This window comes from Embleya sp. NPDC008237 (genome assembly GCF_042956465.1).
Classification (GTDB): Bacteria; Actinomycetota; Actinomycetes; order Streptomycetales; family Streptomycetaceae; genus Embleya.
Genome location: NZ_JBIBGL010000007.1, coordinates 224776 through 238084, shown reverse-complemented (window position 1 = coordinate 238084; position 13309 = coordinate 224776). Strand labels below are relative to the sequence as shown.

Here is a 13309-nt window from a genome sequence, read left to right as displayed (position 1 = left end):
CCCGTCACCAGCGGGAAGACGTCCACAGGCAGGACAAGTTCACAGTCTGCGCGGTTTCCAACGCAATGGGTTATCTCTCTCCGGACGCCGTGAGCACGCGCCGGCCGGGCGCCGGCGGGGAACACGCAAGCAGGGGCCGGCAGCCGGGATCGGCCGCCGGCCCCTGTGGGCGCACATGCTGTCAGGCGTCGCGGCGCCAGAACACGCTGTGCTCGTCGATCGTTCGGACCGCGTCCTCGATACCGTTCCGCTCCCGGAAGTCGTCGACGGCCTTTCGACAGGCCGGCACGACGTAGTCGTCGATGATCACGAACCCGCCGGGGGACAGCTTGGGGTACAGGTGCTCCAGCGCGTCCATGGTGGACTCGTACAGGTCGCCGTCGAGCCGCATCACGGCCAGTGCCCGCACCGGCGCGTCCGGCAGTGTGTCCTTGAACCAGCCCGGCAGGAACCGGACTTGATCATCGAGAAGACCGTAGCGCTCGAAATTCCTCCGTACCGTTTCCAGCGAGACACCGAGCACTTCGTTGGCCTGGTGCAGCGCCATCTCCCGATCCAGGGGATGGCCGTCCGCGCCGGTGTCGGGGATGCCCTCGAAGGAATCGGCGACCCAGACCCGCCGGTCCGTGATGCCGTGCGCCTTCAGGAATCCGCGAGCGAAGATGCAGACGCCACCGCGCCACACACCGGTTTCGATGAAATCGCCGGGCACGCCGTCCTCGACGACCCGGTCCAGCACATGGCGCACATTGCGGATGCGTTTGAGCCCGACCATCGTGTGGGCGATGCTCGGCCAGTCCTGGCCGTTCTCGCGATGCTCGGGGTTGAAGCTCGTCTCGGGTACCCACTCGTTCGGGATGGGGGCATCACCGTAGACGAGATTGGTGACCACCTTCTCCAAGAGGTCGAGATAGAGCTCTCCCTCGGACAGCTGCCCGTCCGGCTTCATGGGATGTCCTTCCTCGTGTCGACCGGCCCACGGCCGCCGACGGCGGCCCGCTTCCGTTGGTCACCGCCGGCAAACACGGCCAGTCGTCGCCATGCTTTCTCGCCGCAACCATCCGCCGGATCGCCCCAAGCTCACAGACCCGCCTCGAACTCCTCTCGAACCCGCTTGGAGCGCCACCGAGGGCGGTCACCCGTCGATCGGCATCGGGCCTGCGCGAATACGCCCCGAAATGCCGAAATCCCGCCCCGACCTCAACGGTCGAAACGGGATCTCGTCGATTCATCCCAGGCCGTCTCGAGAACGACCATGTGTGTCCGAGGGGGGACTTGAACCCCCAAGCCCTTTCGGGCACTAGCACCTCAAGCTAGCGCGTCTGCCAATTCCGCCACCCGGACGAGTGGGCGCAGGGGTGAAGCCCTGCGTGCATCGCAAGGATAGCAAGGTTCCGGAGAGCTTTGCGACACGGTTACCTGTTGGTTGGTTTGGCGGGATCTCGTGGGCGTCTCGTCGGGATCGGGCGGGGGGTGTGGGTGCGGCTGTGGCGGGTGAACATCCTGGGAGGAGTCGATTCGGGAGGGGCATCCCATGCAGCTCGGCAGGCCGGTGGCGACGGGTGTGGTCGTGGAGCAGGCGACGCGGATCGAGGAGGAGCGGGAGCGGGACGTGCCCGCGACCGAGGCGAAGCAGGGTCGAGGGGGCGACGCGCGGGCCTCGGGGGCGCCTGCGGTGGAGGTGCCGTCGGGGGTCGCCGGGCGATGATCGGCCGGCGGCGGCTGCCCGAGGAGCGGCCGGGTGTCGCGCCCGTGGGGTTCAAGGTCGCGTCGCTGTTGTTGTCGGTGGACGGTGATCGGGCGGGCTTCGCCGGGGTGTCGATCGGGCGTGGTCAGGCGTACGACGTCGAGGCCGAGGCGCGCTGTGCGTACGGGCGGCGACATCGGCCGCCCGCGGCCCGCTGCGACTGCGGGTTCTACTGTCTGACCGCCGAGGCGGACGCGCGCGGGCTGATGTGCGTCACCGAGTATCGGCACGCGGCACTGCTGCGGGTGGACGTGCTCGGCAGCTATATCCGCTTCGAACGCGGCTTCCGGTACAGCAGACAGCGCGTCACCTCGGTGTGGGTCGGCGCCTGCGGGTGCGGCAACCCGGCGGAGTTGCTGGTCGACGCGGGTATGGGGGTCGTGGGCCGGCGCGGCCTGGTCGGCAGCTGTACCGGCTGTGCGGCCGGGCGCGTGGGCTTGTCGTTCGGGTCGTACGCGCGCCTGGCCGGGGTGCCGGTCGCCGCGGACGCCAACCCGTACGTGCGCGGCGAGTACGAACTCGTACCGCAGCTGGTCGCCGAGGTCACCCTGCTTCAGGCCCGGCTCGATCGCTGTCAGGAGCAGCTCGGCCGGCTGCTCGGGTCGGATTCCTGAGGGCGCGGCCGCGGGTGGGCATCGAGCACGAGTGGATCGGGATCACCATCGTGGTCGACGCCACGGGCTGAACGGGAAGCATCTCAGGGGGCCGCCTGTTCTCGCTCGTGTGAGCGAGATGGTGAGTACGCGGGCTACATCGACTGCGCGGGCCACTCCGACCGGAACTGCGGGTGCGGGCGCGGCGGTCGGAGCGGCGGGGACGGGCACGGCCCCGGTCGCCGTGGGTGCGGGCGGGGCGGACGCGGGCGGGGCCGCGGCGGGCGCGCCGCGCACCGGGGACGGGGCGGGGCGTGAAACGCGGGCCGTCTCGGGGCCGGCCGTCGACTCGCCGGTGCACGAGGGCGTCCTGGACGTCGTGGTGATCGGTGCCGGCCAGGCCGGCCTGTCCGCGGCCTATCACCTGCGCCGTTCCGGCCTGTCCTTCGTCGTGTTGGACGCCGACGAGGGGCCGGGCGGGGCCTGGCGGCACCGGTGGCCCACGCTGCTGATGGAGGCCGTGCACGGGATCCACGAGCTGCCGGGCCTGCCGGTTCCGCACATCGACCCGGCGCGACCCGCGTTCGAGGCGCTGCCGGAGTACTTCGCGACCTACGAGCGCGCTTTCGACCTGGACGTCGTGCGTCCGGTCGCGGTGCAGGCCGTGCGCTCGATGCGGGGCTCATCGATGCCGACGTCTTCGGCGTCGACCGCTTCGACGCCGTCGGCTCGTGCGCCCCGTCCGAACAGCGCCGACTCCCCCGCCGGCCGGGCGCACGATCCGAGCATGGCCGAGGGTGACCCCGCCGACCTGCTGGTCGTCGAGACCGACCGCGGCACGTGGATCGCCCGCGCGCTGATCAACGCCACCGGGACGTGGCGTCACCCGTTCGTGCCCTACTACCCGGGGGCCGCCGAGTTCCGCGGCCGGCAGTTGCACACGGCGGACTATCGCGGGCCGGCCGAGTTCGCGGGGCAGCACGTGGTCGTGGTGGGCGGTGGTACGTCCGCCATTCACGCGCTCGCCGAGATCGCCGAGGTCGGCACCACGACCTGGGTCACCCGCCGGCCGCCGGTGTTCCGGGACGGCGAGTTCAGTGCCGAGGTCGGGCGGTCCGTGGTCGCCCGGGTGGAGGAGCGGGTCCGGGCGGGGCTGCCGCCGGAGAGCGTGGTGGCGGTGACCGGTCTGCCGCCCACGGCCGCGGTGCGCGCCGCGCGAGAGCACGGGGTGCTGACGCGACTGCCGATCTTCGATCGGATCACCGCTCTCGGTGTCGCGTGGGCCGACGGTTCCTCGGTACGCGCCGACGCCATCCTGTGGGCGACCGGATTCCGCGCGGCACTGCGGCACTTGGCGCCGCTGGACCTGCGCGAGCCCGGCGGCGGAATCCGGATGGAGGGTACACACACCGCGCGTGACCCGCGCATCCACCTTGTGGGGTACGGTCCTTCGGCGAGCACGATCGGTGCCAATCGGGCCGGTCGCGCCGCCGTGCACGATCTGAAAGCACTGCTCTCCACCAAGAGCACCGCTCACCTCGCGGCCTGACCCGGGCCCGTCCGCAAGCCCCGTGCCCGCAGCACACGGCTCACACACGCACACGCACGCACCACCGCATCAAGGCATCACCACACACACATCACCGCATACGCACCACCGCACGTGTCCGCGCACGATGCAACGCACGTTCCCGTGCACGCGGACCGCACCACGATTCACCGCACGTCCCCGTAAAACACGCATCACCGTACGTGTCGAAGCGCCCGTCGACGTCACTCTCCGCACATGCAAAGGATCTTGCGCCGGCGACGCCGATGCGGCATAACAATGATCACGCAACGGGTGGGAGACCAGGTGCCGCAGGATGTGCTGTTCTCGATACCGTTCGAGGCTCCGATCAGTCCGTACCTGGACGACGCCCGGAGCCGCCATCTCGACTGGGTCCGCGACCGCGGCCTGATCCGCACCGACGCGGGTCTGCGCGAATACACCTCCTGGGACCTGCCGGAGGCGGTCGGCCGCACCTACCCGCACGCCTCGGCCGACGACCAGTACATGTTGATGAACTGGTTCTCGCTGGCCTTCCTCTTCGACGACGACTGCGACGCCGACCCGGACGCCGACGCCCGCACCCGAGCCGACGCCGGCACCGACGCCACTCCCGGCAGCACCGCCGGCGCCCGCCCCCGCATCCCCGAACGCCCGGACCGGGTCGCCGAGATCGCCCGCGAACTGATCACCATCCCGTTCCGCGAGCCCGGCACCCCGCCCGATCTGGTCTCCCCGATCACCCTGGCCTGGTCCGAGGTCTGGGCCTCGATGTCCGACGGCACCTCGGTCACCTGGCAGAACCGCTTCGCGGCCAACTGGGCCCGGTTCCTTGCCTCGCACGCCTCGGAATTGCGGATGAGCACCTCGCGCGCCGTCCCCGATCTGGACAGCTACCGCGTGATGCGCCGCAACACCGCCGGCATCCCGCACTCCCTCGATGCGATCGAACGCAGCCGCAGGTTCGAGGTGCCCGCCCAGATCCAGGCACACCCGCTGATGCGCCGACTGCGCGAGGCCGCCACCGACACCATCGCGTACATCAACGACATCCAGTCGCCGGGGCGTCGGGGCCGCCGGGTCGCCTCGCACAACCTGGTCATGGTCCTGCGCGACCGCCTCGACTGCTCGTACGACACCGCGCTGCGCGAGGCGACCAGGATGACGTACGAGCAACTCGACACGTTCATGACCCTCCAGGCCTACATGCCGCAGATCTGCGGCGAACTCGGCCTGGGCACAACCGAACGCACGGCCGTGGAGATGAGTGTCGAGGGAATGCGCAACTGGATCCGCGGCTACTACGACTGGGGCCTGCGCTCCGGCCCCTACACCGCGCCGGACGTGATCCCGGACGAACCCGCACACGGCTACGCCGAGGACGCACAACACCCCGCGACCGCACACCTGCGCACCCGTTCGGCCTGACCCGCCGTCACCGACCCTGCTCGCACGACCGCTTCCGCCTCGGTCGGGTCGCGGGCCGGCTGCCGTGCCGCCGTCGCCGCCGCGCCCGACTCACTGCGGTGGTCCCGGATCCGCGTGCGCGGCTCGGGCCATCCACCCCTGGGTCTCGATCGAGATGACGTTCTCGCAGCGCTCCACGAACCGGGCCTCCTCGGCCGGGTCCAGCGGCATCCGCGCCGTCCGGTCGTCGCGCAACCGGCGCAACTGCTCCGCCGTACGGGCGAACGAGATCAGATTCTCCTGGTACCGCACGCCGTATCCGTAGAGCATCACCGACGCCGAGACCGTGGTCACCACCGGCACCCAGGCGCCGAGCCCGGCGTCGTCCGCCGTGCCCGCCACCACCGCGAGGGTCATGCCGGTGAGCGCCAAGACGAACTCCGCGAATTGGATCCGGGTCAGGCCCCGCCGCATCAGCACCACCCGGTCGCGGTAGTAGCCGTCCGCCTGGACGTCGACCCGCTCCCGCACGTAGCCGTCCACATCCGACACGGCCGGCGGCGTCGGGTCGGCCGTCGGGTCCAACTGCGGCAACTCGGCCAGCAGTTCGCCGGCATCGTCCTCGAAGGAGGCGCGCCGTGCGGACAGAGCCGCCCGGCGCTCGGCCTCGCTGCCCGAGTACCGATCACTCGACGTCAAGTAGAGGTAGACCTCGCTCTTGAGGCCCTCGCTGACCGAACGCAACCGCGTCCACGCCTCGACCCGGGCCGGTTGCAGCCGCAGTGACGTCACCAGCGGAACCAACCCGACACACAGCGCGCCGACCAGGGACGACACCTTGCCCGGATCGCCGTCCACCCGGGTGCCCGCCGTGGCCAGGATCGCGCCGCTCACCCCGAGGACGAGCCGAACCAGCCGCCACCGCTGCACCGAGGCCTTGGCCGCGGACGCCGCGAGCGACCACCGGCGCTGCGCACGCCAGGTCTGGGCCAACACCGGATCCGTGACGGTCACGCCGGCCTCCAGGGCATGTTCGCTCGTTCGGGATGCCCGGCCAGTTCCATCGCCCGGCCGTGCGTACGCTTCAACTCGCCTTCACCGGAAGGCGTCAACGGCATCAGCTCGGTCACCTCGATCGAACCGCAGGCGCCGGCCCGATCGGTGACGAACAGCAGCAGCAGGTGCGGGAACGCCGTCCGCAGTTCGCGCAGCAACGCCGCGTCCGGCTGGTGTCTGATCACCACCACGATCGGCCCGGTCTCTTGGGCATGCGCCTGGATCACGTCCCGGAACCCGGCCTCGCCCTCCAACTCGGGGTCGTGATAGCCGTCGTAGTCGAGGTAGCCGGCCACCCGGTCCCGGATCGCGGCGATCAGGCCCGCCACCATCCCGGCCCCGGCCGGCACCGTGACCTCCAAGTGCGGCCACGGACGCGGGTTCCCGCTCGCCCGGAGCAGGTAGGCACGCAGGGTCCCGCCCCGAGTCGCCGCAAGCACCGCGACCCGCCCCTGCGCGCGCCTGCGCAACTCACCCAACTGCACGGCGGCGACCGTGGGCACCCGCGCGTACACGACACTGAGGTCGGCCACCGTACTCGCCGGCTCCGTCCTCAGAACCGGCAGCACCTCGTTCAACGCCCTTACCAGCGGGTCCGGTTCCGGCCGGGGCGCCGGGGCCCGTTCGGTCAGCAGTGCCTCGCTGAGCCGTTCGCGCAACACCCTGCGGTCGAGCCGCTCGCGTACCCCGAGCAGATCCGCGGCGGCCCGCAGTCGGTCCTCGTACGCCTCGGCCAGCGCATATGTCACGGCGTTGCGGGTGGGCGACGAGCGGTCCAGGTGCCACAGCCGGATCTGGGCCAGATCGGTACGCAGCTTGTCGGGCAGCCGGTTGTCGGCGATCTCGTCCTCCGCCCAGTCGCACATGTCCACTTCGCCGAGGTGGATCGCCCTGAGCGCGCTCGCGTCCAGATCGGCCCGCCGTACGTCCGGCAACTTCAGTGCGATGAGGCGGTATCGCGCGTCCGCGCGCCGTCTGCCGTCGGCGATGCTCGCCTCGTAGCCGACGTTCGCCGAATCCAGCGCGTGCCGGGACAGCAGCAGCACGGTGGCCTGGCTGCCGTGCAGTTGGACCGCGATCTCCTGCTGCCACCCGTCACCGCTGCGCAGGAAGTCCTTGTCGTACACGGGCTCGAAGCCCTCGGCCGCCAGCTGCTGCACCAGCGCGTCGCGTGCGTCCAGGCACCGGCAGCAGACCTGTCCGGGCTTGGCCCGCGTGCTGTGGCTGATGAAGATCCGCGGCCGCGGCACCGGCACGGCACCACGCGGTTCGGGGAAGTCATGGATGGTCACGAGCGACCCGCATAGAGCTCGTCGGTCGTCAGCAGGCGGAACCAGCGATATTCGTCGGGGGCGAGGGTGAGCATCGTCGGCGATTTCCCCCCGAGCGGCGGCACCGGATGCGGCGTCCCGGGATCCAGGAGATCCACCAGGGTGCCGCGCGGCAGGCTGGGCGTGGTCAGTGCGACAGCACTTCGGCGCGGCCCCAGATTGGCCACGCACACCACGAACTCGCCCTCGTATCGCCGCAACAGCGCGATCACGTCCGGACCTGGGGAGCCCAACCGGGACACGATGCCTCGGGTCAGCGCCCGCTCTCGACCCCGCGTGCGCAGCAGAGCGGCGACGGCCTCGCTCGCGGGCCCGCTCGGCGGTTCGGCGACGGCACGCAGGCCGGGTAGCGCGAGTGCGATCGAGGCCAGTGCTCGTACGCGCGCCGGATCCTCGTCGGGACGGGCCACGAGCGACACGGCCCAGTTCGGTGCCACGTGCTCATCGCCCGTCGCGAGACCCGCCGCCTCTCGCCACGAACGACTCTTCTGGGCAAGCACGAGGTGGCAACATTCGTCCCGGGCACCCGACATCGAGTCGCCGCTCGCGCCGCGGTCGAGCACGAGCACCCGGCCCGGATGCTCGTCGACCGACCGCCGGAGCGATCGCAGGAAATCCACCGACCCGTCGTCCCGGCCCGTCGAGGTCTGTCCGCCCCAGCCCTCGGGCGACAGCGACACACACACTCCGTCCGCCCCGGCTGCGAGCAACTCGGCGCAGCGGCGCAGCAAAACCGGCGCCCGCTCGGGCCGTATCTCGTCCATCGCGGGCCCGACGGGCAGTTCGGCCAGCACCTTGATCCCGGCTGCGCGGGCCGCACGCAGGAACTTTGACGCCGGATCCGAGCCGAGGTGCACGGGCTGCGTCCCCACCATCGGGAAGGCCACCCGCGCACAGTCGATCCCGGTCCGCCGCAGTGATTCCAGAGCGGCGTCGCCGGCGGGCCCGTCGGACATCGTGGCGACGAGGGTGTCCCGCAGCCAGCCCGTATCCGGTTCGGATCGACGGGCGGGGGCCAGCAGCACGCTCCGGCCGGCTTGATCGCGCAGTTCGACCGGACCACCTCGGCCGACCACGGTGAACGGCCGCGGGTCCGCGCCCGAGACATCGATCGCCCGGAACGGCAGCGGCACCGCATACATCGGGCGCGACGTCATGGGGCCGTCCCAACGCACCAGCCGGCCCTGCCGGTCCACACTCGCACCCCTGGATCCGCTGCGGCTGATCGCCACGGACACGATGTCCGAGCTCAACCCGCCGCCTCGGACGACCTGGGTCGAGTCCCGCGTCGGCATCAGCACCAGTCGCGGACCGGTTTGCGCGTACAGCAGGGGCCGGCCGCCGTGCCCACTGGTGATCGCCGTCGCCGGCAACACGTCGGCCTGCGCCTCGGTCGGCATCCGAGCGCCGCTCGCCAGATCGATGAACTGCGGCGCCGTGCTGCCGGATACGATCACCAGTTCCGACGACTCGACGCCGACCCAGATCCGCAGGCCCGGTTCGGCCGAACGGGACAGATATCTCGGCGGATCGGCCGGCGCATCCGGACGCACGACACACACGCCGTGTTCGTTCGCCACGATCACCCACGGGGTGGGCAACGAGGGATGGGGCGCGGCGACGATCGTGTCCCGGAGCTCTCCCAGACCGCCGAAGTATGCGGTCTCGCTCCCGTCGGTGCGGACGACCACCAACTCGTCCTCGGTGGCCAGCAGGACCGTCCCGGTGCGGTCGTCCGCGCGCAGCAGGCGAGGGGTTCCGCGCAGCCGCATCGTGCGGCGCGTCGTGCCGTGTCGCAGGGCCAGTTCCGACCCGTCGCCCGTCCGGCGCAGCACCGCCCTGAGCTTCCCGTCGGCCAGCACCTCCGACGCCCCGAACACCACCTCTGCGTCCATGAGCAGGACCTTTGGGGTTCCGATCGCCACGTCGGCGTCCGTGGGCCGGCCACTCGTCCGCGGGGCCTCGTCGGTGGAGAACTCGGCCAGGTCGGCGAACACCGCGACCGAAACCCGAATCGTCTCGGCCGCCCCCACCTCCACCGGGTATCCCTGCGTCGGGCCCGCACCGGGCCCCGCCAGCTCGATCCGCACCCGTTCCGCACCCGGAACTTCGAGCACGCGCGAGCCCGGCTCCGGCGGGCGGCTGAGGATCAGGCCGTCGTCGTCGAGCCGTACGCCCAGTTCCGCATGGCCGCGTACTGCCGCACGAGCCGCGGCCACGCCCGCCGGCCCGTGTCGGTCGAGCACCCACTCCGGCGGGTCGACGGCCAGTCGGGTCGCCGCCGAGATCAGCAGCGTGCGGGCGAGGGCACCGGCCGCGAGCACTCGGGGAAGCCTGGGCAGGAAGTGCACCAGCCAGCGGGACACATCCTCGGCCGAAGCGTCATCGGGTGCGTCGGCCGCGATCGCCGCGGCGAATCCGGCCAGTTCCGCGTTCGCATCCGCGTCCGCATCCGGCCCGCCGACATCGGTCATCGCCAATCGGGTGTAGCGACGTACCAACTCCGGTGCCTCGCGCTGCATTTCCTCGGTCAGCGCGTGAACCGCTCGCCATTGGGCCGGGTCCTGGGCAAGGGAGTACCGCAACCCGGCCGCGAGCACCGGATCGAGCACCACGGCCCGCGCGTCGGCCGACTCGACCAGTGGCGAGAACCAGAGGTCCGCCTCCAGGCCCGCGGCACTGGCCGGGACGAACTCCAGCCGGGCCCGCCGGACGAACGCCGGTGTGGCGTGCGGGGCCAGACACAGGGATCGAGCGAGCGTGTGCAGGGGCGGATCGGTCCTGGCCAACCGGTGGAGGTAGGCGTGCACCGTCGGGTGAACGGACTCGACATGCCCGGCGGACACACCGGCAGCCGCGGCCCCCAGGATCGTCCGGCCCTGATCCGTCACCGCCGCACCCCCTTCCGCACCCGTCGACTCTCCCGCCGGGCCGCACGAATCGAGGTCCGGCGATCCAGCGGTACCAGCGCCACCCGTCGCCGCAGAGTCCACGGGTGTGCCCACGCCTCGTACGGCGTCAGGCACACCACCGGGCACCCGGCCCGGCGTACCGCGTCGAGCCAGTCGCGCCATTCGCCGACACCGGCCGCGGAGGATCCGCTGAACGGCAGTCGGCGCAGGCCCAGATCCGACACCACCACCACGGGCGTACCCGCCGCCGGCGGCCGGTAGGCCACCCGCCCGCGCCGCCGCCCCACCACGCGTACACCGCGGCCCGGGGTGCCCCGAAACCGCAGCACCTCGACCCGGCCGCGCCCGACCACCGCGTCCGCGAGTTCGCGCAACCACTGCTGGTCGGCCCGGAAGGGCAGCATGGACTCGCCGCCGTCCAGGACCAGTTGCATGCCCAGTCGAGTGCTCGGCCGGATGCGGAACGGCAACCCGCGCACCGGCGAGCAAGCGGCCATGGCACGAGTCAGCGCGCGTTCGTCGAGGACGCGACCGAATACGTCCGTCGAAGCCACCGCGAACATCACTCCCGGTGCCCAACGCGCCGACCACGGCGGCTTCGGCGCACCGTCGTTCGCGCCGGGGTCGAGCAACCGCCGTACACCGACCGGGTCCCACTCGACCACGCCGTCCGTGCCGCCGGTGCCGTCCGGGCCCGGCGTCGGCCCGCGCAGGGTGAGCACCGAGCAGCCGCCGTCCGCCTCATGGGGTGGTGCCGGCGCGGATCCCGGGCCCGCCGGGAGCGGTTCGTCCCACCGGGCGGGGTCCGGGTCGACCTCGCCCGCCTGCGCCGCCGGTTCCGCCGCGATACCTGCCTGCGCCTCCGGGTCCCCCGCATCGGCCATACCGAGCATCCGGGCGATCTCCGCCGCCGTCGCCGCGTCGGTGACCTCCAGCGCGACGATCGCCCGGATCAGGTCGCCGAGGTGCACCTGCCCCCGTTCGGCCCTCACTCGTGCGTCCTCGCGCTCCCTCGACCCTTGCTCAACGCGACCTCCACGACCAGGTCCCAGGTGTGGCTGCCGGCGGTGACGCCCAGTTCGTGGCATGCCCGCAGGGTGTCGAGGAACTCGGCCGTGCTCGGCCCGGCGGTCGACGCGGCCTCGTTCGCGATCCTCAGCAGGTGGTCCGCCACCTGCTCGGCCATGGATTCGTCGTAGTGGGCCCCGAGATGGCTGCGCGCGACCTTCAACAGGTGTGTCCGGTCCGGGGCTTCGAGGGACAGCAGGATGCAGCGACGAACGAACGGCGCGGGCAGTTCGCGCTCGTTGTTGCTGGTGATCACGACGAGCGGTTCCGCGCCCGGGCGGGCCCGGACCTCCTCGCCGTCCGGACCGGTGAACCGCAGCGTGTCGAGTGGCACCAGCAGGCTGTTCGGCAGGTCCGGGTCGGCCTTGTCGATCTCGTCGATCAGCACCACCGACTGCGGCGCAGGCCCGGTGTGCCGACCGTAGGCGACCGCGGCGGGTTGCTTGTCCGCGGGCCCGGGCACGGTCCGATACGGGTCGAACGCCTTCCACAGCACGCCCTGCGCGCAGTAGGCGCCGATCGTCGGCGCGACCTTGCGAATCTGCGCGTCGTTGAGCCGGCGGAGCGCGTCGAAGCGCCAGAGCAGGTCCTCGGGTTCGGTCCGCGCGGTGATCACCTCGGTGTGGCAGACCCGTCCCAGATACCGCGCCACGTTCGGTGCGAGTGTGGACTTGCCGGATCCGGGCGGCCCGAACACCAGCAGCGGTCGGCGGGTCGCCAGGGCGACGTTGACCGCGAGCACGATCCGTTCGTCGTCGAACACGTATACGCCGTCGCGCGTCGTCGCGTCGCCGTCCTCGAAATCCGGTGCGGAGGAGGCGGGGAGCGGCTGGAACGGGTCGAACGCCATGGCTTTGGGCACGGCTCCAGTGTGCCGTCCGACCCGGTGCCTCGGTACGGATTCCGCGGCAAACGCACCCGATCCGAGCCCGGCTCGCTCGCCGCTGGGCCCGAAGCGCTCACCACCGAGCCCGAATCCGGCCATCCGTCTGACAGGATCCGATGCCGTGCGGATATCTCCGATTCATCTCGACGCGGACACCGCCGGCGTGCTGCGGCGCGACCTGCCGATCATCGCGAGCGCGTTCGTGCCGACCGGCGGCGCGCTGGTCTGGCGGATCGGCGCGCAGGCGGTCCTGCCCGCCTTCCTCGCCTTCGCGTTGCTCGCGTCGGCGCTCGTGGTGTGCGACGCGCGGTTGATGCGGCTGCCGGATCCGCTGACCCTGCCGGGATATCCGTTGCTCGCCGCGCTGTTGCTGATCCCGTTCGACCGGGACGCCTACCTCCGCGCGCTGTTCGCGATGGCCGCGGCGTACACCGTGCACCTGGTCCTCGCGCTGTGTGGTGTCGGCATCGGCCTGGGCGACGCCAAGGCGGCGGGTCTGGTCGGCCTGGTGGTCGGCTGGTTGTCCTGGGCGGCGCTCGGACAGGCGCTGGTGTCGGCGTACGTGTGCGTGGGCCTGTACGCGATCGGGCTCGCCGTGAGCAGGCGCGCCGGCCGCGGCAGCGTGGTTCCGTTCGGACCCTTCCTGCTCGGCGCCGCGGTGCTCGTGCTCCTGGTTCGCGGCACCTGATCGGGACGGCCCGGACGAGGCCGCGTGACGGGGGCCGAGCCGGTGGGCGAACCGGCGACCCGCGCCGATCCG

Annotated in this window: 11 protein-coding genes and 1 tRNA gene; 5 read left to right on the top strand and 7 right to left on the bottom strand. The window is 71.7% G+C overall.

What is annotated here, in order from left to right; all coding sequences use genetic code 11:
- Positions 1-181: 181 nt before the first annotated feature.
- Positions 182-949 carry a TylF/MycF family methyltransferase gene (locus ACFZBU_RS19990; protein ID WP_078975348.1) on the bottom strand — a complete coding sequence of 256 codons (768 nt, stop codon included), beginning with the start codon at positions 947-949 and terminating at the stop codon, positions 182-184.
- Between the two features lie 311 nt (positions 950-1260).
- Positions 1261-1344, bottom strand: a tRNA-Leu gene (locus ACFZBU_RS19985).
- A 190-nt stretch (positions 1345-1534) separates the two neighbouring features.
- Between ACFZBU_RS19985 and ACFZBU_RS19980 the strand changes: the two genes are divergently transcribed.
- The 4 genes from ACFZBU_RS19980 to ACFZBU_RS19965 all read left to right on the top strand — a co-directional run bounded on the left by ACFZBU_RS19980 (position 1535) and on the right by ACFZBU_RS19965 (position 5317).
- On the top strand, positions 1535-1708 hold the full coding sequence (locus ACFZBU_RS19980; protein ID WP_391584943.1) for a hypothetical protein: 174 nt from the start codon (positions 1535-1537) through the stop codon (positions 1706-1708).
- Positions 1705-2361, top strand: a complete 657-nt coding sequence (locus ACFZBU_RS19975; protein ID WP_391584942.1) for a hypothetical protein — start codon at positions 1705-1707, stop codon at positions 2359-2361. Before ACFZBU_RS19980 ends, ACFZBU_RS19975 begins: the two co-directional genes overlap by 4 nt.
- 334 nt (positions 2362-2695) lie before the next feature.
- Positions 2696-3889, top strand: a complete 1194-nt coding sequence (locus ACFZBU_RS19970; protein ID WP_391584941.1) for an FAD-dependent oxidoreductase — start codon at positions 2696-2698, stop codon at positions 3887-3889.
- Positions 3890-4195: 306 nt separating this feature from the next.
- Positions 4196-5317, top strand: a complete 1122-nt coding sequence (locus ACFZBU_RS19965) for a terpene cyclase (RefSeq protein ID WP_391584940.1) — start codon at positions 4196-4198, stop codon at positions 5315-5317.
- A gap of 90 nt (positions 5318-5407) precedes the next feature.
- Here ACFZBU_RS19965 and ACFZBU_RS19960 read toward each other — a convergent pair whose 3' ends face one another.
- The 5 genes from ACFZBU_RS19960 to ACFZBU_RS19940 are packed head-to-tail and all read right to left on the bottom strand — an operon-like array spanning position 5408 to position 12525.
- Complete coding sequence (locus ACFZBU_RS19960) at positions 5408-6310, bottom strand: DUF4231 domain-containing protein (RefSeq protein ID WP_391584939.1); 903 nt, start codon at positions 6308-6310, stop codon at positions 5408-5410.
- Positions 6307-7644 carry a TIR domain-containing protein gene (locus ACFZBU_RS19955; protein WP_391584938.1) on the bottom strand — a complete coding sequence of 446 codons (1338 nt, stop codon included), beginning with the start codon at positions 7642-7644 and terminating at the stop codon, positions 6307-6309. The genes ACFZBU_RS19960 and ACFZBU_RS19955 overlap by 4 nt, the downstream gene beginning before the upstream one ends.
- Positions 7641-10574: a hypothetical protein gene (locus ACFZBU_RS19950; protein ID WP_391584937.1), complete on the bottom strand. Its 2934-nt coding sequence runs from the start codon at positions 10572-10574 to the stop codon at positions 7641-7643. Before ACFZBU_RS19950 ends, ACFZBU_RS19955 begins: the two co-directional genes overlap by 4 nt.
- Positions 10571-11587 carry a hypothetical protein gene (locus tag ACFZBU_RS19945; protein ID WP_391584936.1) on the bottom strand — a complete coding sequence of 339 codons (1017 nt, stop codon included), beginning with the start codon at positions 11585-11587 and terminating at the stop codon, positions 10571-10573. Before ACFZBU_RS19945 ends, ACFZBU_RS19950 begins: the two co-directional genes overlap by 4 nt.
- A complete protein-coding gene (locus ACFZBU_RS19940) occupies positions 11584-12525 on the bottom strand; it encodes an AAA family ATPase (protein ID WP_391584935.1) in 942 nt (313 codons plus the stop codon). The genes ACFZBU_RS19945 and ACFZBU_RS19940 overlap by 4 nt, the downstream gene beginning before the upstream one ends.
- Before the next feature lie 145 nt (positions 12526-12670).
- Here ACFZBU_RS19940 and ACFZBU_RS19935 point away from each other — a divergent pair, with 145 nt between their 5' ends.
- Positions 12671-13237, top strand: a complete 567-nt coding sequence (locus ACFZBU_RS19935; protein ID WP_391584934.1) for a prepilin peptidase — start codon at positions 12671-12673, stop codon at positions 13235-13237.
- Positions 13238-13309: the final 72 nt, after the last annotated feature.

Coding starts and splice junctions, on each gene's coding strand:
- ACFZBU_RS19990 (WP_078975348.1), bottom strand. CDS start 949: ATGAAGCCGGACGGGCAGCTGTCCGAGGGAGAGCTCTATCTCGACCTC.
- ACFZBU_RS19980 (WP_391584943.1), top strand. CDS start 1,535: ATGCAGCTCGGCAGGCCGGTGGCGACGGGTGTGGTCGTGGAGCAGGCG.
- ACFZBU_RS19975 (WP_391584942.1), top strand. CDS start 1,705: ATGATCGGCCGGCGGCGGCTGCCCGAGGAGCGGCCGGGTGTCGCGCCC.